We start from the raw sequence: 25040 nt of genomic DNA on the forward strand, positions 1-25040 counted from the left end.
CCGGTTCAGCGTGCGTAGGGTTTCAGTTCCGGCTCCCCGGTAGACAAGTGCAGCTGCGGCAGCCCGGCGGCGGCGTCCTGCGGCAGGATGCCGAGCAGGCCCAGCAGCAATTGCGGCAGCGGCGCGATCTCGAGGGACGGCAGGATCGGCAGCAGGCCGCAGAGCGCGGACTGGCCGCCCGCGGCTTCCAGCACGCGCTCGACGTTCGCCGGTCCCGGGTGCCCGATCGCGTCCAGCGCCAGCTCGAAGGCCAGGCGATCGATCAGGCCGATGGTGACGTGGTCGACGATGCGCCCCGGGCAGACATCCTGCAGCAGGATGTTGGCCACCTTCGGATTGTCCTGCTGCCAGTCCACCGCCGCGGTCGGCACCGGGTTGACCGGCTGCACCAGCTCGTCGAACAGGGTGTACATCGCGCTGTAGGAGATGTCGCCCGGCGTTTCGTCGCCGGCATTGGTGGCCTGGATGAAGGCCGAATTGCCGACCATCTGGTACAGCGCCTCGGGCAGGACCGGTGCGGCGCTGCTGGCGCCCGGGAGTATCGGCCGCAGCAGGGTGAAAAGACCCACCGGATCGCCGCCATGGTTGGGGCCGGCCTGCATCACGAAGTCATCCACCGCGTCGCGCGCCGAGGGCCACCACTTGATCGCCCAGCGCGGCACCGCCACGCCCTGGCTGTGGCCGATCATCGCCACCTTGCGGCCACTGCGCGCGCGCATCTGGCGCAGGGCATGCACCACGTATTCCGCGGAGATCTGCGCATCGCCGAGGCCGCGGTCCGGGTAGGTCACCGTGCAGACGTCGTAGCCGCGCGCGACGAGCAGGGGCTTGTAGGTCCAGTCGTACTGCTCGAAACCGGCGGTGAAGGTGCCGTGCACCAGCAGCACCGCGGGCTTGTCCGGGTGCGTGAACTCCGTGCAGCTCAGGCCGGCCTCGAGCTTGGCGACATCGGTTTCCAGCGGCGGCTCGGTTACGCTGGACTCCCCCGAGGCGGAGCCGCCGGTGCAGGCGGACAGCAGCAGGGTGGTTGCGAGTGCGGCGAGAGCAGGGATGCGAAGGGTCATGGTGGGCATTCCGGTAGCGATGCCGCAGCCTCGGGCATGGCGGTGAACGCTGCCTCATCCGATCAAGGTATGCACAGCGTCCCGTGGGAGCGACGCAAGTCGCGATCTCTTGGGGAAAGATCGCGACTTGCGTCGCTCCCACAGAAGCCAGGCTCAGGACGAGCAGCTCACGCTGATATGCCGGGCCTCCGCCGGCGGTTCCGCCGCATAAGCCTCGAACTCCGGCTGCTCGTCGAAAGGCCTCGCCAGCAGCTGCATCAGCCGCCCGAGCTCGCCGAAGTCCCCGGCCTCGGCCCGCTCGATGCAGGCTTGCGCCAGGTGATTGCGCAGCACGTACTTCGGGTTCACCGCGTTCATCGCCGCGGCGCGCATGGCGTCGTCGGACTGCTCTGCGCGCAGACGCGCGCGGTAGTCGGTCACCCAGGCGTCGAAGGCTTCCTGCGCGACGATCTCCTCGCGCACGCCCGTGGCCGGCCCCTCGTCGCCGGCACGGATGCGCGACAGGTGGCGGAAGCTGCGCGTGAAGTCGCTGCGGCCCTGGTGCATCAGCGTCAGCAGGCGGTTGACCAGCTGCTCGTCGCCGTCGTGGTGCTCGCGCAGGCCGATCTTGGCGCGCCAGCGCTGTACCACTTCCTGGCCATAGGCGGTGCCATAGCCGTCGATGATCGCGGTGCCGATCTCCACCGCCGTGTCCGGGTTCTCGTGCAGCAGCGGCAGCGTGGCCTGCACCAGGCGCGAGACGTTCCAGTGGCCGATGCGCGGCTGCTGGTCGTAGGCGTAGCGCCCGCCCTCGTCGGAGTGGTTGCAGATGTGGCCGGCGTCGAAGCCGTCCATGAAGCCGTAGGGGCCGTAGTCCAGGGTCAGGCCCAGGATCGACATGTTGTCGGTGTTCATCACGCCGTGGCAGAAGCCCGCGGTCTGCCACTGTGCCATCAGCCGCGCCGTGCGCTCGCAGACCTCGGTCAGCCAGGCGCGGTAGCGGTCCGGGCGCCCGGCGAACTGCGGGAAGAAGCTTTCGATCGCGTAGTCGGCCAGCGGCCGCAGCTGCTCGTGCTGGTTGCGGTAGAAGAACACTTCGAAGTGGCCGAAGCGCAGGAAGCTTGGCGCCATGCGGCAGACCACCGCCGCGTGTTCGACGGTTTCGCGCCGCACCGGCTCGCTGCTGCCGACCAGGCATAGCGCCCGCGTGGTGGGGATGCCCAGCCGATGCATCGCCTCGCCGCAGAGATACTCGCGGATGCTGGAGCGCAGCACCGCGCGGCCGTCGGCGAAGCGCGAGAACGGTGTCGGCCCGGCGCCCTTGAGCTGCAGCTCCCAGGTTTCGCCGCGGGTGTTGCGCACGGCGCCGATGAGCAGCGCGCGGCCGTCACCCAGCTGCGGCACCCACTGGCCGAACTGGTGACCGGCATAGAGCGAGGCCAGGTAGTCGCCGCCGGGCAGCTCGGCATTGCCTGCCATCACCGCCAGGAAGGCCGGATCGTCCGCCGCCGCCGGATCCAGGCCGATCAGCGCGGCGGCGTCCGGGTTGAAATGCAGCAGGCGGGCGTCGGGCAGGGGAGCGGGGCTGACGCGGGCGTGATAGCTGCCGCCCAGGGCGGCGTATCCGTGGTCCAGCGGCAGGTCCTGGAGAGGGGAGGTCGGGTCCGGCATGGCGCGCAGGATAGCGCGCCGGCCGTTCATGCGGCGTTCGAAGTGCCTTCCGCATGGCCCGTGCATACCCAAGGAAGGGATGTGGCGATGAACTACGGATACGGCGGCATCTTCGGCATTCTGGTCTTGATCGCGGTGGTATATGCCGTCATCAACATCGCCCAGAGCGGTGCCGATCCGGGCAGGAAGGCGCTGTGGATCGTGCTGCTGCTGCTGCCGGTACTGGGCTTGATCCTGTGGTTCTTCCTGGGGCCCAAGAGCGGACGCTGATCCCGCCGAAGCGGGAGGTAATTGATCCCGGGGCAACCCCCGGCGCTATGATGCGGGCATGCCCACATGCCCCTCCTGTAGCAGCCAGAACCCCGACGGCGCGCGCTTCTGCAACCAGTGCGGCCAGCGCCTGGATGCCGCCCCCGCGGCGCCGCGCAGCTATACGCCGCGGCACCTGGCCGAGCAGGTGCTGCGCAGCCGCGCGGCGCTGCAGGGCGAGCGCAAGCGCGTCACCGTGCTGTTCGCCGACGTCAAGGGCTCCACGCGCCTGGCGGCGGAAGCCGGCCCCGAGCTGTGGCACTCGATCCTCGACCGCTTCTTCTCGATCCTGTCGGCGGCGGTGCACCGCTACGAAGGCACCGTCAACCAGTACACCGGCGACGGCATCATGGCCCTGTTCGGCGCGCCGGTGGCGCACGAGGACCATGCCAGCCGTGCCTGCTTCGCGGCGCTGGAGATGCAGCGCGAGGTGCGGCGCTTCGCCGACGAGCTGCGCCTGAAGAACGGACTCAACCTGTCGATGCGCGTCGGGCTCAACACCGGCGAGGTGATCGTCGGCCGCATCGGCGACGACCTGCGCATGGACTACACCGCGCAGGGCCACACCGTGAACCTGGCGGCGCGCATGGAGCACATCTGCGAGCCGGGCCGGGTCTATCTGACGCGCCTGACCGCGCGCCAGGTCGAGGGCTATTTCCGCCTGCGCGAGCTGGGGCCGATGCAGGTCGCCGGCGTCGAGGAGGCGGTGGAGGTCTACGAGCTGGAAGGGCAGAACGCCGGGCGCACGCGCCTGGACCTGAGCCTGGCCCGCTCCGGCTCGCCCTTCGTCGGTCGCGAACGCGAACTGGGCCTGCTGCTGTCGGCGCTGGACCGCGTGCGCAACGGCGAAGGGCAGGTGGTGGCGGTGATCGGCAATGCCGGCATCGGCAAGTCGCGCCTCTGCCACGAGTTTGCCCGCGCCTGCGCGGTCGCCGGCCTGCCGGTGCACCGTGCCACCGGCGTGCCCTACCGCAACGCCGTGCCGATGCAGCCGATCCGCATGCTGGCGCGCAGCCGTCTGGGCCTGACCCAGGAATCCGGCGCCGAGGAAGTGCGGCGGCTGGTGGCCGGCACCTTCTTGCTGCAGAACCCTGCGCTGGTGCCGCTGCTGCCCGCGGTCTTCGACTTCCTCGGCGCGGGCGGCGGCGAGACGGTGGCGCCCGACCAGGCCGAGCAGGCGCGCGCAAAGCTGATGGAGCTGCTGGCCGAGCACCTGGCCTGCAGCGACGGCGAACAGACGCAGTTGCTGTTGCTGGAAGATCTGCATTTCCTCGATTCCAACAGCGAGGAATTCGTCGCGCAGCTCTGCTCGAAGATTCGCGGCAGCCGCACGCTGCTGCTGCTGAACTACCGCCCCGACTACATCAGCGAAGGCCTGATCCCCTGGCTCGACGAGCAGGTGCGCGTGGCGGCGCTGGACGACGCGCAGATCGAGCGCCTGGCGCGCAGCCTGCTGGGCGACGATCCCAGCCTGCAGAACCTGCCGCGGACGCTGCGCGAGCGCGCCGGCGGCAATCCCTTCTTCGTCGAGGAGGCGGTGCTGTCGCTGGCCGACTCGGGCGAACTGGAGGGTGAGCGCGGCGCCTACCGGCTGACCCGTGAGATCCGCCACTGGAGCGTGCCGGACACCGTGCATGCGCTGCTGGCCGCGCGCATCGACCGCCTGCCGGACGACGCCAAGACCCTGCTGCAATCGGCCGCCGTGATCGGCCAGGAGTTCCGTGCACCGCTGCTGGCGACGCTGGCCGAACGCCAGGACGAAGCTTTCGAGGAACAGCTCGGCCTGCTGGAAGAAGCCGGTTTCGTACACCAGCGCGATGTCTCCGAGTACGCCTTCTGTCATCCGCTGATGCAGGAGGTGGCCTACCAGGCGCAGCTGGAATCGCGCCGCGCCCACGCGCATGGCCGGCTTGCCGCCGAGCTGGAGGCGCAGCACCCCAAGGCCGGCGAGCCCACCGAGCTGGCGCTGCGCATCGCGCACCACTGGCAGCACGCCGGCGAATGGCTGCAGGCCGGGCGCTGGAACCTGCAGGCGGCGCGCTGGGCCGCGCCGCGCGACATGCGTACCGCCCTGGAGCAGTTCCGCCTGGCGCAGGCCCATCTGGACCGCGCGCCCGACAGCGATGGCGCGCGTCAGCTGCGCATCGTCGCCCGCTCCGGACTGATCCGCATGGCGCAGTTCGCGGCCATCCCCGAGGACGAGGTCGAGAAGGCTTATCACGAGGCCCGGCACATGGCGGAGGAGGGTGCCGACGTCGTCACCATCGCCGAGCTGATGATCTCCTACGGCAACGAGCAGCTGCACCGCGGTGACTGCGAATCCGCCGCGCAGTACCAGGCCGGGGCTGCGCGGCTGGCGCTGGAGGCCGGCGAGAAGCCGTTCGTCAACCGCTTCCGTCTCGGCATCCTGCTGACCCACACCGCCGCGGGCCGGCCGCGCGACGGCATCGCCCTGCTCGACGCCGCCGGCGAAGAATGGCGCACCGGTCCGATCGAGGGTGACAATTTCATGTCGCGGGCCTTCTATGCCCTGATGCTGGGCTGGCTGGGGCAACTCGAGGAAGCGCAGCGCGACCTGGCCGCTGCCGCCGCCTTTGCCGACACCGACGATCGCGCCGCCAGCTGGATCTATGCCAATCGCGTGGACCTGGCGATGCTCACCGGCGACTACCGCGAAGTCCTGCCCTGGGCGGAGAAGGCGATGCTGCGCTCTTCGCAGTCGGACAGCGCCTTCTTCGAGCAGATCGCCAACCGCGTCACCGGCCTGGCGCTGTGCCTGCACCGCCGCTACGAGGAAGCGATCGAGCAGCTGGAGCGCACGCTGCACCTGGTGCGGCCGGGCGCCTTCGCGCATCAGTTCGAGGCCGGCCACTGTGCCGTGCTGGCCACCGCCTATATCGGTGCCGGGCGGCTGGACGACGGCCTGCGCCTGGCCCGCGAGGGCATCGCCAGCGGCAAGCGCTCCGGCTCTCGCATCTGGGAGTCGCAGGCCCTGCTGGCCCTGCTGCGCCTGCCGCCGGACATGGCGGCAGAGGTGCAGCCCGAGGCGCCGCTGGCGCGGCTGCGCCAGCTGGTGGACGCCACCGGTGCGCACGGCCTGGAACCCTGGCTGGCACTGGCGCAGTCCCATTGGGCGACCGGCACCGAGGCGCAGCGCTGGCGGGCGGCGGCGGAAAGCGGGTTCCTGAGCCTGGGAGCGGTCCGGCACGCCGAGCGCCTGCGGCTCGGCGAGGTCCCCCTGCAGCGTCTTCCAGCGGCCTGAAACAGCCCTGGCCGGCGGTTCTTTGCGATCCATAGCGCGAAACCGTCGCCGTGGATGCATTATTCTTGGGAAACAACAAACGGCAGCGCCCTGCGCGCGGCCAGACCAAGGGGTCGGGAGAGCGTCATGATCAGAATGCTCGCGGGGATCGTCTTTCTGGCCGCACCGGTACTGGCCCTGGCCGCGACCGCGCCACCCGCGCCACCCGCGTCACCCTCGGGCGCCGCTCCTGCCGCTCCTGCCGCCGCCAGCGCGGCGACGCCCCTGGTCACCTGCATGCGCAACAACATCCCCCCTTCGGTGCAGGTCAAGGAAGTGGAGCTGATTTCGCGCGACCGCAGCGGTGGCGAGCGCCAGATGCGTGGCCGGCTCTACGCCAAGAACGACAAGGACCGGATCAAGGCGATGCTCAAGATCGGTTCGCCGCCGGACCTGGCGGGCGCCGCCTACCTGATGAAGGAAGGCGAGAAGGCCGACGAAATCTACGTTTACGTGCCGGCCCTGAACAAGGTGCGGCGCGTCACCGGCGGCAGCATGGACGGCCCGCTGTGGGGCACCGACCTGTCCTACAACGACCTCAAGCAGGTGCAGAACGCCTTCTTCGATCCCAATGCCAGGCTGGAAGGCAAGGGCGATCTCGACGGCACGCCGGTGCAGATCCTGCAGTTTTCGCCGCAGCCCGGGCAGAGCTCGCGCTACACCTCGATCCGTGCCTGGGTGGAGCCCAAGAGCTGCATGGCGCTGAAGGCCGAGTTCTACGAGGGCCAGAGCGTGCGCAAGCGCTTCTCCGGCAATGCCAAGGACCTGCGCCAGTCCGGTCCGACCTGGTACCTGGCCGACATGCTGGTGGCGGATCTCAAGGAAGGCACGCAGACGCGGCTCAAGGTCACCGGCGTAACCGCGGGCAAGGACCTGGCGGACCGGCTGTTCAATCCCTCGACGTTCTACGTCGGCAACTAAAGTCACTTCCGCCGCCGCCCGGGGCCCATGCAACGGATCATCCGCTGGATCGCCGCACATCCGCTCTATTGCATGGCGGTGGTGGCGATACTGTCGCTGGCGGCTTTCCTGGTCGTCTACGACGTTCATGAAGGCCGCCTGCGGCTGAAGATCGATCCGACGATCGAGCGCCTGCTGCCGGAAAAGGGCGAGGACCGCGCGGTGTTCGACCGCGCCCGCCAGACCTTCGGCGACAGCGACGCCGTGCTGGTCGCGGTGCAGATGGACGAGGTGTTCACGCCGGCGGGCATTGCCCAGATCGACCTGCTGACGCAGCGTTTCGGCGAACTGCCCGGCGTGCGCCAGGCCTCCTCGCTGGCCAACGTGCCCAATCCCCTGGCCAAGGGCGACCTGCTGGAGATCAGCACCTTCGGCGTGCAGGCGCGCGAGAACCCTGCCAGCGTCAAGGACTTCCCGGCGCAGATCGCCGCCAACCCGATGTATCGCGATTCGCTGGTCTCCAAGGACGGCCGCACCGTCGCCTTCTCGATCTCGCTGGGCGACATCGAAGAGGAAGCCTTCCGCAAGCAGCACTACACCGAGAAGATCCGCGCACTGGCGCAGCAGGTCACCGGCTCCCAGCGCATCTGGATCACCGGCGGCCCGGTGATCAAGGCCGCCACGGTCGATGCCCTGCTCGACACCCTGGCCTTCACGCTGCCGATGGTGCTCGGCCTGATCGTGGTGATGCTGCTGCTGGTCAGCCGCAGCATCTGGGGCATGGTCGCGGGCGCCACCACGGTGGTGACCTCGCTACTGTGGACCATGGCCTCGGCGGTGCTGCTCGACATCCCGATCAACCTGGTCACGGCGATCGTGCCGCCGCTGCTGCTGACCCTGGGCCTGTCCTACGCCGTGCACCTGCAGGCCGACTACTTCGCCTCGCGCGAGCCGACTCCCGAAGCGCGGGTGCGGCACGTGCTGTCGCAGGTCGGCCCCGGCCTGTTCCTGTCGGGCGCCACCACCGTCGCCGGTTTCCTGGCACTGATGCCGCAGGCGCTGCCGGCGATCCAGCAGTTCGCCGGCCTGTCGGCGCTGGGCGTGATCTACGGCATGCTGCTGACGCTGATCTTCCTGCCCTCCGCGCTGCGCCTGCAGGGCAAGAACATCATGCGCCGCCCGCTGGGCGAACGCTTCTTCCTGGTGCAGGCGCGGCGCCTGGCGGTGTTCGACCTGCGCTGGCGCAACTGGATCATCGGCATCGCCCTGCTGACGATTCCCATCGACCTCTATTTCGCCAGCCGCATCCACGTCGGCACCGAGTACATCAAGAGCTTCCATGAAGATGCCGAGGTGCGGCAGGACTTCGAGGCGATCAACCGCGCCTTCAACGGCGCCAGCATCGTCTCGATCCTGATCGAGACCCATGTCAACGACGCGCTGACCGATCCCGAGCTGATCACCCAGGTGGAATCGCTGCAGCACTGGCTGCGGCGCCAGCCGGAAGTCGGCAGCGTGGTGTCCTATGTCGATCACCTCAAGCTGATCAACCAGAGCCTCAACGAGGGCGACCCGGCCTACTACGCCGTGCCGCGCGAGGCCGCCGCGGTCAAGCAGCTGCTGGTGTTCGGCGGCAGCCCTGAGATCAAGCGCGCGATCGACTCGCGCTTCCGCACCGCGCTGCTGACGGTGCGCATCAACGTCGACAGCTCCGCGGCGATCCAGGACTTCATCCAGCGTGCCGAGACCCGCCTGGGCGAGCTGCAGCCGCCGCTCAACGCCAGCCTCACCGGCAGCCCGGTGCTGGCGACGCGCGCCGTCAACGCCATCACCTCCGGCCAGATCTCCTCGATCTTCCTGGCCTCGTTCGCGATCTGGGTGATGCTGTCATTCATGTTCACCTCGCCGCGCGCCGCGCTGCTGGCGATGCTGCCCAACCTGCTGCCGGTGCTGCTGTACTTCGGCATCCTGGGCATCAGCGGCATCAGCCTGAACCCCACCACCAGCATGATCGCCAGCATCGTGCTGGGCATCGCGGTGGACGATACCATCCATTTCCTGGCGCGCTTCAACGCCGACGCCCGCGCCAAGGGCAACGAGACCGCGGCGGTCAAGAGCGCCCTGGCCAGCATCCTGCGGCCGGTGACCTTCACCGTGCTGTCGCTGTGCATCGGCTTCCTGGTGTTCACCGGCAGCGAGCTGAAGAACCAGGTGCAGTTCGGCGCGCTGGCCTCGTTCACGCTGTTCATCGCCTGGTTCGCCGACATCCTGCTGACGCCGGCGCTGGGCTCCAAGCTGCGCATCGTCACCCTTTGGGACCTGCTGCGCCTGGACCTGGGCCAGTCGCCGCAGCACACCATCCCGCTGCTATCGGGCCTGAGCCTGCGCCAGGCGCGCGTGTTCGCGCTGATGTCCAAGATGGAGCGCCAGCACGAGGGCAGCCGCCTGATCCGCCAGGGCGACCTGTCGCGCGACATCTACGTGGTGGTCGACGGCACGCTCGAGGCCTGGATCGACCGCGGCGGCGAGCGCAAGACCCTGGCCACCCTGGGCCGCGGTGCCGTGATCGGCGAGGCCGGCTACTTCGGCCAGCGCCGCACCGCGAATGTCGACGCCGTCACTCCCGCGCGCGTGCTGCGCTTCGACTCGCAGGACCTCGAGCGCCTGCGACTGCGCTACCCGCGCATCGCCGCCATCATCTTCCGCAACCTCAACCGCGTGCAGGCCGAGCGCATCGCGCGTACCACGGCGATGCTGCAGTAGGGTCTTCGAGTTCAAGAATCGATCCAGTCCGCAAATGAACGCGAATGGACGCAAATTGAAGACCAGGCATTCGCGTTCATTTGCGTGTATTTGCGGACTGCACATCTTTTGCGTGCCGCACGGCGGTAATTCCGCCTTCCATACGGATGATATGCAGCCTGCCGCTTCTGGCTAGAATCGACCCCAGCAAGCTGCATTCGCCTGGAAATACCTGTTACTGGAGGATGTCATGAGTCTCAAGGGCAAAACCCTGTTCATCACCGGCGGTTCGCGCGGTATCGGCCTGGCCATCGCCGTGCGCGCGGCGCGCGACGGCGCCAACGTGGCGATAGCCGCCAAGACCGCCGAGCCGCATCCCAAGCTGCCGGGCACGATCTATTCCTCGGCCGAGGAGATCGAGAAGGCCGGCGGCAAGGCGCTGCCGATCCTCTGCGACATCCGCGAGGAACAGCAGCTGGCCGACGCGGTGAAGAAAACCGCCGACACCTTCGGCGGCATCGACATCCTGGTCAACAACGCCAGCGCGATCCAGCTCACCGGCACGCTGCAGACCGACATGAAGCGCTACGATCTGATGAACGGGATCAACGCGCGCGGCACCTACATGAGCGGCCGCATCTGCATTCCTTACCTGCAGAAGGCCGCCAACCCGCACATCCTGACGCTGTCGCCGCCGCTGGACATGAAGCCCAAGTGGTTCGGGCCGAACCTGGCCTATGCCATGGCCAAGTACGGCATGAGCCTCTGCACTCTGGGCTGGGCCGAGGAGTTCCGCAAGGCCGGCATCGCCGCCAACTCGCTGTGGCCGCGCACCACCATCGCCACGGCCGCGGTGAAGATGATCGGCGGGGATTCCTTCCTCAAGCAGTCGCGCACGCCTGAAGTCATGGCCGACGCGGCGCACGCGATCCTGACCAGGAACTCGCGCGAGTTCAGCGGCAACTTCTGCATCGACGACCTGGTGCTCTACGAAGCCGGCGTGCGCGACTTCTCGCAGTACGCCGCCGTGCCGGGCACCACCCAGTTCCTGCCGGACTTCTTCCTGCCGGACGACACGCCCGCGCTGCCGATCTGACAAAACTGCGTTTCCGAGCCGGGGCTACAATCGTGGCCCCGGCTTTTTTCTTGCCCGAAAATCATGTCCCGCTGGCGTCCCCCCGCAGAAAAATCCTCGCCCTACATCACCGCCGAAGGCCATGCGCGGCTGAAGGCCGAGTTCGAGCAGCTCTGGCGGGTACGTCGCCCCGAGGTGGTGCGGGCGCTGTCGGCCGCCGCTGCCGAGGGTGACCGCTCCGAGAACGCCGAGTACCAGTACCGCAAGAAGGAGTTGCGCGAGATCGACGCGCGGCTGAAGTACCTCACCACCCGGCTGCAGGAGGTCAAGATCGCCGGGGGCCGGCCGGCGGACCCCTCGCGGGTGTTCTTCGGGGCGACGGTGCAGGTGGCGGACGAGGAGGGCGAGGAGCGCAGCTTCCGCGTCGTCGGCGCCGACGAGACCGACGCCGCCGACGGCCGCATCAGTGTCGATTCGCCGGTGGCCCGGGCCCTGCTGGGCAAGGCCGAGGGCGAGGTCGTGCGGGTGCGCCTGCCGGGCGGCGAGGCCGAATATGAAATCATCTCGGTAAGTTACATCGCCTGATCTGCCGCTCCCGGCCACGCGTCATCCGCCCCGGCGAGGGAGTGCCGCAAGCCACTCATTGGATTGGTTATTTGTGGACAGGCATCCATGGAACCGGCTTCGGCGTAATCTGTCACAAGGACGTATCCGGAGTTCTACCATGGCTGCCTGCAAAACCGTCAAGTCCGTCGCCGCCGCTGCCCTGGCAGTCCCCCTGCTGCTGGCCGGCTGCGCCACCACCACCCCTTACCAGCCCATGAAGAACGGGCAGGGTTACGGCGACCAGCGCATCGAGAGCAACCGCTACCGCGTCAGCTTCTCCGGTAACTCCTCGACTCCCCGCGAGACGGTCGAGAACTACCTGCTGTTCCGTGCCGCCGAACTGACCCTGCAGAACGGCTACGACTACTTCGTCATGAGCGGCACCGATACCGAGGCGCAGACCCGCTACCAGCAGAACGTCAGCGCCTTCGGCGGCTACGGCTGGTACTCGCGCTATGCCTTCGACAGTGTCGCCGTCGGCAGCTCCTACCCGATCACCGAATACCAGGCCCAGGCCTACGTCACCCTGTACAAGGGCAAGCGCCCGGCCGAAGTGACCGACGCCTTCGACGCCCGCCAGGTGCGCGACAACCTCGGGCCGCTGGTGAAGTACGCCGAAAAGCGCTGAGCGGAGGCGAGGCAGGCCGGGCTCCCGCCGTATAGTTGCGGCATGAGTTCCTGGATCGAAACACTGCTCGGCGGCGACTGCCTTGCTGTCCCATGTCCCGGCGTGGCCGACTGGTGGCCGCGCCATCTCGCGCGCTCGCGCGAGCGCCCCTGCAGCATCGGCCAGGCCATCCTCGGCGGTTACGCCGCCGACCGCGTCGGCTGGGCCTTTGCCTCCGCCTACCAGGCCGCGCTGCGGGCACTGGTGCCCGGTCTTCCCCTGGATCGGGTCGCCGCGCTCTGTGTCACCGAGAAGGACGGCAACAGCCCGCGCGCCATCCGCACCGAGCTGAGCGGCAATGTGCTGAACGGCGCCAAGCGCTGGACCACGCTGGGCCCGGATGGCCAGCTGTTCCTGGTGGTGGCGCGCGATAACGCCGTGCAGTCCGACAAGCCCGCGCTGCGCCTGCTGCGCGTCGCGGCCGACCAGCCGGGCGTACACATCGAAGCCATGCCGCCGACACCCTTCGTGCCCGAGGTGCCGCATGCGAGCCTGCGCTTCGAGAACGTGCAGATCGCTGACGAAGCGCTGCTGCCGGGTGATGGCTACCTGGGCTACGTGAAGCCCTTCCGTACGGTGGAAGACATCCACGTGCAGGCGGCGGTGCTCGCATATCTGGTGCGTGAGGCGCGTCGCTTGAACTGGTCGCGTGCGTGGATCGAGCGGGCAGTGGCCGTGCTGGTGTCGCTGGAAGGCATTGCCGCACTGGATGCGCTGGCGAACAGCACGCACATCGCGCTGGCGGGTGCGCTGGCGGCGGTCGCCCAACTGGTCGTTGAGGCGGATGAACACTGGCAGTCCGTCGAATCCGACGAAGCTGCTGGACGCTGGCGTCGTGATCGAGCGCTGTTCACCGTGGCCGCATCGCAGCGTGCCACGCGGACCGGGCGCGCGTGGGAACGATTGGGAGGCTGATCCCTGCCAGAACGTCATGCCGGCTTTCACCGGTATGACGGCTTCTTCTCCAGAGCGGGAATTGCGAATGTCGCAGCGATGGGGTTTCCCGTCGTCAGGCAACAAAAAAGCCCCTGTTAAGGGGCTTTCTGATGACCGCATCTGGTCGGGGCGACAGGATTCGAACCTGCGACCTCATTGCTCCCGAATCGGGCCTCTGGCAAGGATTAAATTTAAAATCAAAAATTTAGTGGAACATTGGTAGGAGATTGAAGCCGCCGGTATAACTTGCCATGGCTAGCGTTGCTGCGTTCCAGCTACGCCCGCCTGATGCTGGCTTCTAGGTTTATCTCTCGTGTTTTCCGTCGGTTGTCAGAAGCTCAAGCAGATGCACTTGAAGTGGTTCATAGTGTGTGAAACACTATGAACCATCATGAACCAACCACAAGAAAACTCAGTAAAAATAAGCCCGACGGTTGCAGCGGAGTGGTTCAGCTTGGTTCACGAGGGCTGCGCTGGCCAATCTGCTGCCTTTCGCTTGCGGGTGAGCCGGATTATATCCAGGCTCCGCCGTGAAAAGTCCCCCTTGGCTGATGTTCTGGCGCAGGCGTTGGCGCAGGCTGGGCCCGCTGCCATGACCATGGGGCGCGACTATGGCGGTGCGGGGTCCTTGAACCCATTGGATGCTGATACTCGTCTGCCCCTCACGGTTACCGAGTATCCCGTAGTTCTGCCATCCAACCCCATCTGGTCCAGCCAAGTTGAGTCCCAACTGAATCAACTTCTGCGCGAGTGGAAGAGCTCAGACTTGCTGTATTCCCAGCAGTTGCATCCCTCACGCACGCTCCTTCTGTCGGGCCCTCCGGGAACCGGCAAATCAATGACGGCAAAGTTCCTGGCGCATGAACTGGATGTGCCCCTCCTTACGCTTAACCTCGCTGCAGCTGTGAACAGCTATTTGGGAAAAACTGGGGTTAACCTTGCTCGGGTGCTTGACCACGGCAGGCGGGAGCGCTGTGTCCTATTTCTCGATGAATTCGATGCTTTGGCTAAGCGCAGAGATGACGCGCAGGATGTGGGAGAACTGAAGAGAGTCGTCAACGTTCTGCTGCAGGCTGTGGATGATTGGCCATCAACATCATTGCTGATTGCAGCTACAAACCATGTGGAGCTGCTAGATAAGGCTGTTTTTCGGCGCTTTGACATGTGGGTCCAGTTCCCGTCTAGCTCGTCCGAACAGTTTTCCGCGGTACTAGAGCGAAATGGATGCCCGCCGCAGTTGGCTCATCGACTTGGCAAGCAGTGCGAGGGGCGACCGTTGTCTGATGCGGTCAAGTTGATGGAACGGGCGAGGCGCAGGGTGGCACTCGACCAAGTGACACTTTCTGAGGCGATCGGACAAAGCCTTGAACAGGGCAAACATGTTGGTAGCGATTTTGAGCGCGCTACCCTTGCGGCCCAACTTCGGGCCGAAGGACTTTCGCAGAGAGAGATCGCTGCAAAGATTGGAACTAGCCACTCTACTGTGAACCGGCTTCTAAAGCTTTCCGAGGGAGATCTTGATGGCTAATAACGCCGCCAATAAAAACTTGCTTATTGCAAACGGCCGGGAGCTCATCGGCCAGCTGGATTGGCCTGGCGGTGGAGGTGCGAAATGGCATCCGTACTCCCTTCAAGATTCACGCGCTGTGCTGCATCCCCAACTGCAGACCTTGTCTGCCATTGCAACCAGTATTCCAGACTACCTTGCACCACGGTCTGAAATAACGGCCTGTCTGGATTTGCATCCGGCGTACCTTGCAAAGAGCTACTTTCCCGCAGGTGTTTTGCGTGACGCGGGAATAGGGGTACTTGGGTCTCGTGCAGCGATCATTGTTCCGCGGAAGGTGAAGCGGGGAGAGCCGGCCCAAGAAGAAACCGCCTCAATTTTTGTATCAGGAACGGCCCACGACTTCACAGCGCTCGACGGCTTTCTGATGAGAGACGATGTTGAGGCGACAAAGCATGAGCAACTACGTCGCGTGGAGAATGCTAGGCCGCATTTTGTTCAGGATCGAATGAGAATTCGACCAAACAGCAAATGGCCTGATTTTTTTCATGCCACGCTTCATGCTGACCAAGCCGATAAAGATATTCTCGATGCTTTCCGGGAGGCTGTCCGGCGCTACAACGGAAAAATTAGCGATCGAGGCTATCGCTTCGTTCCGGGACTGGCTTTCTTGGCATTTGAGATGCCCTCGGACAATCTTGCGCAACTGGCGCAGTTTAGTCGTCTTAGGGTGATTCGATCTGTGCCGGAGCTGCGCACTGATTGGGAGGGCGCTGGTGAAATTTCCCGAGCCGTAAAGCCAGTCGCAATTGCGGTCCCCGACGTGCCCGCGATCAATGATCGACTGCGTGTTGCGGTCTTTGATGGAGGCATCGGAAATTCGTTTCCCGGATACGCACGGGAATTGGCGGCACCTGGCCTGCAGCCTAGTTCACCCGCCGAGCAGCTTCACGGCCAGCATGTGACATCTGCCTTGCTATTCGGGGCTCTGGATCGCAAGAAACCGGCGTTGGAGAGGCCATACTGCAACGTTGACCATGTTCGTGTCCTTCCGACGGAGCAAACCCCCGATCAGGCACTGGATGTTCTTGACAGGATCATCGGACAGCTTCAGGCGGCACGTGCTGCAGGTAGCCCCTACCGATTTGCCAACATCAGCCTTGGGCCCGTGGCGACGTTCTTTGACGACGACGTTCACGAGTGGACATCGCGTTTGGACGTTGAATTTTCGGATGGCGCAGCACTCTGCACTGTGGCCGTAGGTAACAATGGCGAGCTGCCGGACGACCTTCGTCGCATTCAGCCTCCTGGAGATTCGGTAAACGTTTTCGCGATTGGCTCTGCCAATTCTCAAGGAAAGCGGTGGAATCGAGCCCCGTACAGCGCCTGCGGTCCGGGGCGGAGTCCTGGTTACGTTAAACCAGACGTGCTTGTTTTCGGAGGCAGTGCAGAGGAACCGCTTGCTGTATACAGCCCCGCCGCGGCGCAGCTGGTTGGTGTCGGAGGGACAAGCTATGCGAGCCCATTGTGTTTGCGGACAGCCATTGGCGTTGACGTGCTCTCGGCGGGTGCCTTCTCGTCCATCGCTCTGCAGGCGCTGGCGATAAACTCTGCGGAGTTCAGCACGCGCTCGCATGATCGTGGCGAGGTTGGATGGGGGCGTGTTCCGCTTTTGCCGGACGATCTTCTGTACACCCCGGCCGATGTGGTTCGAGTTGTCTATCAAGGACAGACAAGGCCTGGTTTTCCGCAGAAGGCCGTAATTCCCATACCGGCAGGCCTTCCGGCGACTTTGCGGCTGAAAATTGGTGCAACTTTTTGCTACCGCGCACCAATTGACCCTTCGCATTCGGTTAACTACACGAAAGCCGGCTTGTGGGTTCGGTGCTACAAGGCCCCCAAGAATTCGCTAAACATCTTTGGTCAGGGGATGTACAAGAGCGAAGCCAAGTTAAGGCGCGACAGTCAGCGTTGGGACGCGGTTCTGCACAGTAGTGGATCCGCAGAAGCTGGTGAGCTCACGGATCCCTATTTTCACATCAACTACCAAGTGCGCGATGAAAGCGAAGCTGTTAGGCCGCAGGATGCGAACCCAATGCCGTATGCGCTTGTGGTTACCATCCAGGCACCTGGTGTAGATGACCTTTTGGCTCGAGTGCAAGCGGCCTATCCGGTACTGAACACGGTGGAACTGCAGACTCAGGTGAGAATTTAAGGGGATAACGGCAAAAGAAAGCGGCAGCACCTCAGCTAGTTAGTTACGAGCTAACAAACCGAAGTAACTGCCGCTGCATGTAGGCGTATCAAGAGGGCTTGCGCCGACTCTTGTACTGGGTGTTTCTAGTTGTAGGCGGGCCGATGGTAGGCCAAGACAACCTCCAGTTACAAGCTTTTCAGCCTTCATAACTGATGAGGTGATGTATGGCATCGAAGTACAAGCTGTTCAAAGGGACCGACGGTCAGTACTACTTCAGTCTCACGGCGGAGAACGGTGAGCGGATACTGCAGAGCGAGGGTTATCTCCAGAAAGCGGGTGCCCAAAATGGTATCCAATCGTGCCGGGCGCATTCCCCGGTCGACTGGAACTACAAGCAGCACCAGTCGCTCTCTGGGTTCTGGTTTACGCTGACCGCGGTGAATGGCCAGGTGATCGGCCGCAGTGAGATGTACGTCTCCGCGGCAGGCCGGGACAACGGCATCGCGGCGGTGAAACGCTGCGGGCCGTTCGCACCCGTCGAAGATCTCACCCCGGCGTCGGCGTACTAGGAGGCAAGTCGGTGAGAAGGGCGGGCCGGTGCATGCCGGCCCGCCTTAATGTGGCGCTCCGGTTGTTTTCCGAAGCTGCGTCCCGGGAAATGCATTGCTAACCGATACGTTTGACATGCTCGATGACCGGACGAATCGGGTACGAAATAGCTACGCAAACAAAAAGCCCCCTGATGTCAGGGGGCTTTAAGTAATTGACCGAATTGGTCGGGGCGACAGGATTCGAACCTGCGACCTCTTGCTCCCGAAGCAAGCGCTCTACCAAACTGAGCTACGCCCCGCGTTCTACCGCTTTCAGCTGACCCGGGACGTGTTGTATCCGGCCAGTGCCACCAGTGCATTCTTGTAGGGCGAGTCGGGAACTTCGCTCAATGCATCGGCTGCTTCACGGGAGTACCGTTCAGCGAGCGCGCGAGTATAAGGAACCGCGCCGGTGGATTCAACGGCCGCGAGCACTTCCTGCAACTTTTCCACCTGTCCGCGCTCGATCGCCTCGCGGATCATGGCCGCCTGGGCGGGGCTGCCCTGGCGCATGGCATATATAAGAGGCAGCGTCGGCTTGCCTTCGGCCAGGTCGGTGCCCAGGTTCTTGCCGCTGACGCTGGGGTCGGCGATGTAGTCGAGCAGGTCGTCCACCATCTGGAAGGCCATGCCCAGCTTGTGGCCGTACTCGCCGATGCGGTCCTGCACGGCCTGCGGCTGGTCGGCGGCGATGGCGCCCAGGCGGCAGGCGGCCTCGAACAGGCGGGCGGTCTTGAGTTCGATCACGCGCAGGTAACGCTCCTCGGTGACCTCGGGGTCGCCGGCGTTCATCAGCTGCAGGACCTCGCCCTCGGCGATGGCGTTGGTGGTGTCGGCCATGACCTTCATCACCCCCATGCGGCCGGTGTCCACCATCATCTGGAAGGCGCGGCTATAGAGGAAGTCGCCCGACAGCACGGCCCCGGCATTGCCCCAGACGGCGTTGGCGGTCTTCAGGCCCCGGCGCAGGCCGGATTCGTCCACCACGTCGTCGTGCAGCAGGGTGGCGGTATGGATGAATTCGATGGTGGCGGCCAGCAGCTCCGGCTCGCCGGACCGGCTGCCCAGGGCCCGGCCGGCCAGCAGGACCAGGGCAGGGCGCAGGCGCTTGCCGCCGGCACCGACGATATAGCCCGCGATCTCGTTGATCAGGGCTACTTCGGAGCTGAGGCGGGCGCGGATGACATCGTCAACGCGCTGCATGTCGCCGGCAATCGGCGCCAGGATGTCTTTGAGGATCATGGGGAGGCTGGAAAAGGCCGCGAAAGGCTAGGGCGCTACGCCGCATCCGTCAATTAATATATGGAGATAGCCCATGCCCGGCTCCCCAGTCGGGACACCCGGGCCTACCCCCGGACCCCCTACAGGTAGCCCCGGAGACCCCCTCCGGTTACAAATTATGGGATAAAGGTTGACGAAACCCGGGGCGCTCACTAAAATCCCGCGCTCTTTCACGGCCGTTTTCCGGCTCAAGACCTATTCTGGAGTATTCCACGATGTACGCCGTCATCAAGACCGGGGGTAAGCAGTACAAGGTCGCCCCGGGCGAAAAGCTGTCGATCGAGAGCCTCGCCGTGGAAGTCGGCAGCACCGTTTCCTTCGAGGAAGTGCTGATGGTCTCCAACGGTGACACGCTCACCGTGGGTGCTCCGCTGGTTGCCGGTGGTGTGGTCAAGGCAGAAGTGCTCGCGCACGGCCGCGGCGACAAGATCCGCATCATCAAGCACCGCCGCCGCAAGCATTATCACAAGGAGCAGGGCCACCGTCAGAACTTCACGGAAGTGAAGATCACTGAGATCGTCGGCGCCTAAGATTCGAGGAATACAGCAATGGCACATAAAAAAGCTGGTGGTAGTACCCGTAACGGCCGCGACTCCGAGTCGAAGCGCCTTGGCGTAAAGAAGTTTGGCGGCGAAGAAGTCATCGCCGGCAACATCATCGTGCGCCAGCGCGGCACGCGCTTCCGCGCCGGTGTCGGCTCCGCAGTCGGCAAGGATCACACGATCTTCGCGCTGACCGACGGCAAGATCCAGTTCAACACCCGCGGTCCGAAGGGCCGCATCCACGTCGATATCGTCGCGGCCTGAACTGTCTGAACGTCTCACCGAAAAGGCCCCGGAAACGGGGCTTTTTTGTTCGTTGAGTCTCACTGCCCCGACCTGGTCCCGTCATGAAATTCGTCGATGAAGCCAATATCCGCGTCGAAGCCGGCGACGGTGGCGCGGGCTGCATCAGCTTCCGCCGCGAGAAGGCGATTCCCTTCGGTGGTCCGGACGGCGGCGACGGCGGCGACGGCGGCAGCGTCTACGCAGTCGGCGACGTCAACCTCAACACGCTGGCGGACTTCCGCTTCACCCGCCGCTTCAGTGCCGGGCGCGGCACCAACGGCGCCGGTGCCAACTGCACCGGCGCCGGTGCCGAGGACCTGGAAGTGCGCATGCCGCTGGGCACGCGCATCTACGACGTCGAGACCAGCGAGCTGATCGGCGAGCTGACCAGGATCGGCCAGCGCATCAAGGTGGCCCAGGGCGGCTTCCACGGCCTGGGCAACGTCCGCTTCAAGTCCTCGGTCAACCGCACGCCCTACAAGTCCACCAAGGGCTATCCCGGCGAGCAGCGCGAACTGCGCCTGGAACTGTCGCTGATGGCGGACGTGGGCCTGCTGGGCATGCCCAACGCCGGCAAGTCGACCCTGCTGGCCTCGGTGTCCGCCGCGCGTCCCAAGATCGCGGACTATCCCTTCACCACGCTCTACCCGCAGCCGGGCGTGGTGTCGGTGGGCATGAACCGCTCCTTCGTGATGATGGACATCCCCGGCCTGATCGAGGGTGCCTCCTCCGGCGCCGGCCTGGGCATCCGCTTCCTCAAGCACCTGCAGCGCACGCGCCTGCTGCTGCACCTGGTGGACATCCTGCCGCCGGACGAAAGCGACATCGTCGACAACATCCGCACGATCAACGCCGAGCTGAAGGAATTCGGCGAGGAACTGGCCGGGCGCGAGCAGTGGCTGCTGTTCAACAAGACCGACGTCATGCCCGAGGATGAGTGGCAGGCGCTGATCAAGAAGGCGCTGCGCCGCCTGCGCTGGAAGGGCCGCTGGTTCGCCATCTCCGCCGCCACGCATCGCGGCCTGGCCGAACTCAGCGAAGCCGCCATGCAGTGGGTGGAGGTACACGCGCCTCCCAAGGTCATCGAACCCGAATTTCCCCTCGACAACACCGTGCCGCCGCAGGAGTAAGGCCGCAACATGGATCGCCACAAGCTCGCCGTCAGCAAGCGCTGGGTCATCAAGGTTGGCAGTTCCCTGGTCACCGCCAAGGGGCAGGGACTGGACCACGAGGCCATCGCCGACTGGTGCGCGCAGATCGCAGCGCTGCGGCGCCAGGGCAAGCAGATCGTGCTGGTGTCCTCCGGTGCCGTCGCCGAGGGCATGGCGCGGCTGGGCTTCAAGAAGCGCCCGGGCACGCTGCACGAGCTGCAGGCCACCGCCGCCGTCGGCCAGATGGGCCTGGTGCGCGCCTACGAAGACGAGTTCAAGAAGCACGGCCTGCGCGCCGCGCAGGTGCTGCTGACGCACGAGGACGTCGCCGACCGCGGCCGTTATCTCAACGCGCGCAGCACCTTCAACACCCTGCTGGAGTTCGGTGTGGTGCCGGTGGTCAACGAGAACGACACCGTCGCCACCGACGAAATCCGCCTGGGCGACAACGACACCCTGGGCGCGCTGACCGCCAACCTGATCGACGCCAGCCTGCTGGTGATCCTCACCGACCAGGAAGGCCTGTTCGACGCCGATCCGCGCAGCAACCCCGATGCGAAGCTGATTTCGGAAGCCGAGCTGTCGGATTCGCGCCTGGCCGGCATGGCGGGCGACAGCAAGGGTGAGCTGGGCCGCGGCGGCATGCGCACCAAGCTTTCCGCAGCCCACACCGCTGCGCGCTCCGGCGCCGCCACCGTCATCGCCTTCGGCCGCAAGTCCGACGCGCTGCTGCGCATCGCGCAGGGCGAGACCATCGGCTCGCTGCTCAAGCCCGCCCAGGGCGTGATGGCGGCGCGCAAGCGCTGGATCGCGGGCCAGCTGCAGTTGCGGGGGCGGCTGGTGCTGGACGAGGGCGCCGTGCGCGTGCTGCGCGAGCAGGGGCGCAGCCTGCTGCCGGTGGGCGTCAAGCGCGTGGAAGGGGAGTTCGAGCGCGGCGACCTGGTGCAGTGCCTCGACGCCGAAGGCCGCGAGATCGCCCGCGGCCTGTGCAACTACGCGGTGACCGACGCGCAGAAGATCGCCGGCGCGCGCAGCGAGGAAGTGGCGGCGCGGCTGGGCTACGTCGGCGAGGTGGAGATGATCCACCGCGACAATCTTGTGCTGGCCTGAGGGATTTTCTTTCCCCTCTCCCGCTTGCGGGAGAGGGTGCCCGAAGGGCGGGAGAGGGTTTCTGTAAATGCTGGAGGGGCTAGCCCCGCAACGCTTTACAGAAACCCTCTCCCCCAGCCCCTCTCCCGCAAACGGGCGAGGGGAGAAAGACAACAAAAAAAGCCGGGCATCGCCCGGCTTTTTCTTTTGAAGCTCAGGGACTTAGCCCAGAGCCTTGATGTGCGCGGCGAGGCGCGACTTGTGGCGGGCAGCCTTGTTCTTGTGGATCTGGCCCTTGTCGGCGTAACGGTCCAGCACCGGCACCATTTCCTTGTAGGCGGCTTCGGCGGCGGACTTGTCCTTGGCCGTAACGGCCTTGACGACCTTCTTGATGGTGCTACGAACCATCGAACGCTGCGCCACGTTGTGCTCGCGACGCTTGACGGACTGGCGGGCGCGCTTTTTGGCGCTGGCGATATTGGCCAAGGTGAAACTCCTGAAGAATTCGATTCAAACGGACTTTTGAAGGGGGCGAATTCTCCGGTCTGGAGCGGCGTTTGTCAACCTTAAGCGCCAGAAAATAAAGCCTTTCCAGGGGGAAAATCCGGGGGGCAGTCTGTAAACTGCGCGGCCATGTCCAAATCCATGCTCAAGTCCTCCGGCATCGTCAGCCTGATGACCCTGCTTTCCCGCGTGCTGGGCTTCGTACGCGACGTCATGTTCGCCCGCGCCTTCGGCGCCTCGGCCGGCATGGATGCCTTCCTGGTGGCGCTCAAGATTCCCAACTTCGGGCGCCGCATGTTCGCCGAAGGGGCCTTCTCGCAGGCCTTCGTGCCGGTGTTCACCGAGGTCAGGACCACACGCCCGCACGAAGAGGTGCGCGACCTGGTGGCGGTGACCATGGGCACCCTGGGCGGCGTGCTGGCCATCATCACCCTGGTGGGCTGCCTGGCGGCGCCGCTGCTGCTGTGGCTGTTTGCCCCCGGCTTCGGCGGCGACCCGGCCAAGCAGGCCCTGGGCACCGAGCTGCTGCGCTGGACCTTCCCCTACCTGATGTTCATCTCGCTGACGGCGATGGCCTCGGGCGTGCTGAACAGCTACGGCCAGTTCGCGATCCCCGCGATCACCCCGGTGATCCTCAACCTCTGCCTGATCGGCTCGGCCTTCATCGACAGCCAGTCGGTTCAGGTGCTGGCCTACGCGGTATTCGTCGCCGGCATCCTGCAGTTCATGTTCCAGTGGCCGGCGCTGCGCAAGCTGGGCATGCTGCCGCGCCCGCGCTGGGGCTGGAAGGACCTGCGCGTGCGCCGCATCATCACGCTGATGCTGCCGATCCTGTTCGGCGCCTCGGTGCAGCAGATCAGCCTGCTGCTGGACACCATCCTGGCCTCGCTGCTGGTCAACGGCAGCGTCAGCTGGCTGTATTACGCCGACCGGCTGATGGAGTTCCCGCTGGGCATCTTCAGCATCGCCGTGGCCACGGTGGTGCTGCCCAGCCTGGCGGCGCAGCACGCCAGCCGTTCGCCCGAGGACTTCTCCGCAACGCTGGACTGGGGCCTGCGCACGATCCTGCTGATCGGCGTGCCGGCCGCCATGGGCCTGTTCCTGCTGGCCGGGCCGCTGACCACCACGCTGTTCCAGTACAACGCCTTCAACCCGCACGATGTGCGCATGACCACCTGGGCGCTGATGGCCTATGCCTTCGGCTTCATGGGCTTTTCGCTGGTCAAGGTGCTGATCCCGGGCTTCTACGCGCGCCAGGAGACCCGCCTGCCGGTGCGCTTCGGCCTGGTGGCGATCGTCTCCGGCATGGTCATGAGCGGCACGTTCGTCGGCCTGTCGGTGCTGCTGGATTTCGAGGCACCCCATGCCGGCCTGGCGCTGGCCACCTCGCTGTCGGCCTGGATCAACGCCGGCCTGCTGTTCCGCCGCCTGCGCCAGGACGGTGTCTACCGCCCGCAGCCGGGCTGGCGCGGCTTCGCCCTGCGGCTGCTGGCGGCCAATGCCGTGATGGCCGTGCTGATCCTGGCCTTCAGCCCCGCGCTGTCGGCCTGGATCGCCGCCGGCCTGCAGCAGCGCGGCAGCTGGATCCTGGGCCTGGTGACCGCGGCGATGGCCGCGTATTTCGCTACGCTATGGCTCAGCGGCATGCGCCCGGCCCATTTCCGCCGCAGCCGATGAACCCCGATCACCCATGGAACTGATCCGCGGCTACCGAAACCTGCAATCCCGGCATCGCGGCTGCGTGCTGACCATCGGCAACTTCGACGGCGTGCACCTGGGCCACCAGGCCCTGATCGCCAGGGCCCAGGCCCTGGGGCGCGAGGCGGGGGTGCCGGTGGCGCTGATGGCCTTCGAGCCGACGCCGCGCGAGTTCTTCGCCCGCGACAAGTCGCCGCCGCGCATCAGCACCTTCCGCGGCAAGGTCAAGGTGCTGTCCGAACTGGGGCTGGACTGCATGATCATCCAGCGCTTCGGCCGTGCCCTGGCGTCGATGTCGGCCGAGGACTTCGTGCGCGAGGTGCTGGTCGGTGCCGCCGGCGTGCGCGCCGTGGTGATCGGCGACGATTTCCGCTTTGGCCACCAGCGGACCGGCGACCTGGCCCTGCTGCGGGCCATGGGCGCGGAGCTGGGTTTCGCCACCGAGGGCCTGGGAACGGTGGCGCTGGGGCCGGAGCGCTGCAGCTCCACGGCCCTGCGCCAGGCCTTGGCCGAGGCCGACCTGGCCCGCGCCGAGGCCATGCTGGGCCGGCCCTACGAGATGACCGGCCACGTGCGCCGCGGCCTGCAGTTGGCGCGCAAGCTGGGCATGCCCACCACCAACATCTTCCTGCACCGCCCGCCGGCGCTGCGCCTGGGCATCTACGCCGTGCGGGCCCGCGCCAACGGGCACGACTACGAGGGCGTGGCGGCGCTGGGCGTGCGGCCCACCCTGGGCTTCACCCGCTGCCTGCTGGAGACCCACGTCTTCGGCGAGCCGGGCGAGCTCTACGGCCACCCCATGACCGTGCAGTTCCACAAGTTCCTGCGGCCCGAGGAGCACTTCGACTCGCTGGACGACCTGGCCGTCCAGATGCAGCGCGACAAGGCCGACGCCATCGCCTTCTTTGCCTCATAATTCGCCTTTCCGCCAAAGCGTTAGCGGCCC

At 65.8% G+C, this 25040-nt stretch carries 21 protein-coding genes and 1 tRNA gene; 17 read left to right on the plus strand and 5 right to left on the minus strand.

Annotation, left to right across the window (positions count from 1 at the left end):
* Nucleotides 1-5 precede the first annotated feature (5 nt).
* Both D0B54_RS09650 and D0B54_RS09655 read right to left on the minus strand, forming a co-directional pair.
* Complete coding sequence (locus D0B54_RS09650; RefSeq protein ID WP_205527314.1) at nucleotides 6-1064, minus strand: esterase/lipase family protein; 1059 nt, start codon at nucleotides 1062-1064, stop codon at nucleotides 6-8.
* A 153-nt stretch (nucleotides 1065-1217) separates the two neighbouring features.
* Nucleotides 1218-2744 (minus strand): protein adenylyltransferase SelO, encoded by a 1527-nt coding sequence (locus D0B54_RS09655; RefSeq protein WP_240433580.1) that lies wholly within the window; start codon nucleotides 2742-2744, stop codon nucleotides 1218-1220.
* A gap of 57 nt (nucleotides 2745-2801) precedes the next feature.
* On the opposite strand from D0B54_RS09655, the gene D0B54_RS09660 reads away from it, so the two are divergent.
* From D0B54_RS09660 to D0B54_RS09710, 11 genes are all read left to right on the plus strand, one after another.
* Complete coding sequence (locus tag D0B54_RS09660) at nucleotides 2802-2984, plus strand: PLDc N-terminal domain-containing protein (protein WP_117291127.1); 183 nt, start codon at nucleotides 2802-2804, stop codon at nucleotides 2982-2984.
* Between the two features lie 58 nt (nucleotides 2985-3042).
* Nucleotides 3043-6285 carry an adenylate/guanylate cyclase domain-containing protein gene (locus D0B54_RS09665; RefSeq protein ID WP_117291128.1) on the plus strand — a complete coding sequence of 1081 codons (3243 nt, stop codon included), beginning with the start codon at nucleotides 3043-3045 and terminating at the stop codon, nucleotides 6283-6285.
* 126 nt (nucleotides 6286-6411) lie between these two features.
* Complete coding sequence (locus D0B54_RS09670; RefSeq protein WP_162932326.1) at nucleotides 6412-7245, plus strand: outer membrane lipoprotein-sorting protein; 834 nt, start codon at nucleotides 6412-6414, stop codon at nucleotides 7243-7245.
* 27 nt (nucleotides 7246-7272) lie between these two features.
* The gene (locus tag D0B54_RS09675; RefSeq protein WP_117291130.1) at nucleotides 7273-9987 is read left to right on the plus strand and encodes an MMPL family transporter; all 2715 of its coding nucleotides are present in this window, start codon (nucleotides 7273-7275) and stop codon (nucleotides 9985-9987) included.
* Nucleotides 9988-10216: 229 nt separating this feature from the next.
* The gene (locus tag D0B54_RS09680; RefSeq protein WP_117291131.1) at nucleotides 10217-11062 is read left to right on the plus strand and encodes an SDR family oxidoreductase; all 846 of its coding nucleotides are present in this window, start codon (nucleotides 10217-10219) and stop codon (nucleotides 11060-11062) included.
* Nucleotides 11063-11125: 63 nt separating this feature from the next.
* On the plus strand, nucleotides 11126-11626 hold the full coding sequence (gene greB, locus D0B54_RS09685) for a transcription elongation factor GreB (RefSeq protein WP_117291132.1): 501 nt from the start codon (nucleotides 11126-11128) through the stop codon (nucleotides 11624-11626).
* 139 nt (nucleotides 11627-11765) lie between these two features.
* Nucleotides 11766-12275, plus strand: coding sequence for a CC0125/CC1285 family lipoprotein (locus tag D0B54_RS09690; protein WP_240433581.1), 510 nt, complete (start codon nucleotides 11766-11768; stop codon nucleotides 12273-12275).
* 42 nt (nucleotides 12276-12317) lie between these two features.
* Nucleotides 12318-13229, plus strand: a complete 912-nt coding sequence (locus D0B54_RS09695; RefSeq protein ID WP_117291133.1) for an acyl-CoA dehydrogenase family protein — start codon at nucleotides 12318-12320, stop codon at nucleotides 13227-13229.
* Nucleotides 13230-13641: 412 nt separating this feature from the next.
* On the plus strand, nucleotides 13642-14778 hold the full coding sequence (locus D0B54_RS09700) for an AAA family ATPase (protein WP_117291134.1): 1137 nt from the start codon (nucleotides 13642-13644) through the stop codon (nucleotides 14776-14778).
* Nucleotides 14771-16972: a S8 family peptidase gene (locus D0B54_RS09705; protein ID WP_117291135.1), complete on the plus strand. Its 2202-nt coding sequence runs from the start codon at nucleotides 14771-14773 to the stop codon at nucleotides 16970-16972. The genes D0B54_RS09700 and D0B54_RS09705 overlap by 8 nt, the downstream gene beginning before the upstream one ends.
* Before the next feature lie 206 nt (nucleotides 16973-17178).
* Complete coding sequence (locus tag D0B54_RS09710) at nucleotides 17179-17523, plus strand: YegP family protein (protein ID WP_117291136.1); 345 nt, start codon at nucleotides 17179-17181, stop codon at nucleotides 17521-17523.
* Nucleotides 17524-17727: 204 nt separating this feature from the next.
* Here D0B54_RS09710 and D0B54_RS09715 read toward each other — a convergent pair.
* Nucleotides 17728-17804, minus strand: a tRNA-Pro gene (locus D0B54_RS09715).
* Between the two features lie 13 nt (nucleotides 17805-17817).
* Nucleotides 17818-18786 (minus strand): polyprenyl synthetase family protein, encoded by a 969-nt coding sequence (locus D0B54_RS09720; RefSeq protein ID WP_117291137.1) that lies wholly within the window; start codon nucleotides 18784-18786, stop codon nucleotides 17818-17820.
* Between the two features lie 254 nt (nucleotides 18787-19040).
* Between D0B54_RS09720 and rplU the strand changes: the two genes are divergently transcribed.
* The 4 genes from rplU to proB all read left to right on the plus strand — a co-directional run bounded on the left by rplU (nucleotide 19041) and on the right by proB (nucleotide 21913).
* Nucleotides 19041-19355 (plus strand): 50S ribosomal protein L21, encoded by a 315-nt coding sequence (gene rplU, locus D0B54_RS09725; protein WP_117291138.1) that lies wholly within the window; start codon nucleotides 19041-19043, stop codon nucleotides 19353-19355.
* A gap of 18 nt (nucleotides 19356-19373) precedes the next feature.
* Nucleotides 19374-19631: a 50S ribosomal protein L27 gene (gene rpmA / locus D0B54_RS09730; RefSeq protein WP_117291139.1), complete on the plus strand. Its 258-nt coding sequence runs from the start codon at nucleotides 19374-19376 to the stop codon at nucleotides 19629-19631.
* Between the two features lie 83 nt (nucleotides 19632-19714).
* Nucleotides 19715-20782 carry an Obg family GTPase CgtA gene (cgtA, locus tag D0B54_RS09735; RefSeq protein ID WP_117291140.1) on the plus strand — a complete coding sequence of 356 codons (1068 nt, stop codon included), beginning with the start codon at nucleotides 19715-19717 and terminating at the stop codon, nucleotides 20780-20782.
* Nucleotides 20783-20791: 9 nt separating this feature from the next.
* Nucleotides 20792-21913 carry a glutamate 5-kinase gene (gene proB / locus D0B54_RS09740; protein ID WP_117291141.1) on the plus strand — a complete coding sequence of 374 codons (1122 nt, stop codon included), beginning with the start codon at nucleotides 20792-20794 and terminating at the stop codon, nucleotides 21911-21913.
* A 201-nt stretch (nucleotides 21914-22114) separates the two neighbouring features.
* On the opposite strand, the gene rpsT is transcribed toward proB, so the two are convergent.
* Nucleotides 22115-22378: a 30S ribosomal protein S20 gene (rpsT, locus tag D0B54_RS09745; protein ID WP_117291142.1), complete on the minus strand. Its 264-nt coding sequence runs from the start codon at nucleotides 22376-22378 to the stop codon at nucleotides 22115-22117.
* Between the two features lie 147 nt (nucleotides 22379-22525).
* On the opposite strand from rpsT, the gene murJ reads away from it, so the two are divergent.
* Complete coding sequence (gene murJ / locus D0B54_RS09750) at nucleotides 22526-24073, plus strand: murein biosynthesis integral membrane protein MurJ (RefSeq protein WP_117291143.1); 1548 nt, start codon at nucleotides 22526-22528, stop codon at nucleotides 24071-24073.
* A gap of 13 nt (nucleotides 24074-24086) precedes the next feature.
* Complete coding sequence (locus tag D0B54_RS09755; protein ID WP_117291144.1) at nucleotides 24087-25010, plus strand: bifunctional riboflavin kinase/FAD synthetase; 924 nt, start codon at nucleotides 24087-24089, stop codon at nucleotides 25008-25010.
* Nucleotides 25011-25040 lie beyond the last annotated feature (30 nt).

This window comes from Solimonas sp. K1W22B-7, assembly GCF_003428335.1.
Lineage (GTDB): Bacteria > Pseudomonadota > Gammaproteobacteria > Nevskiales > Nevskiaceae > Solimonas_A.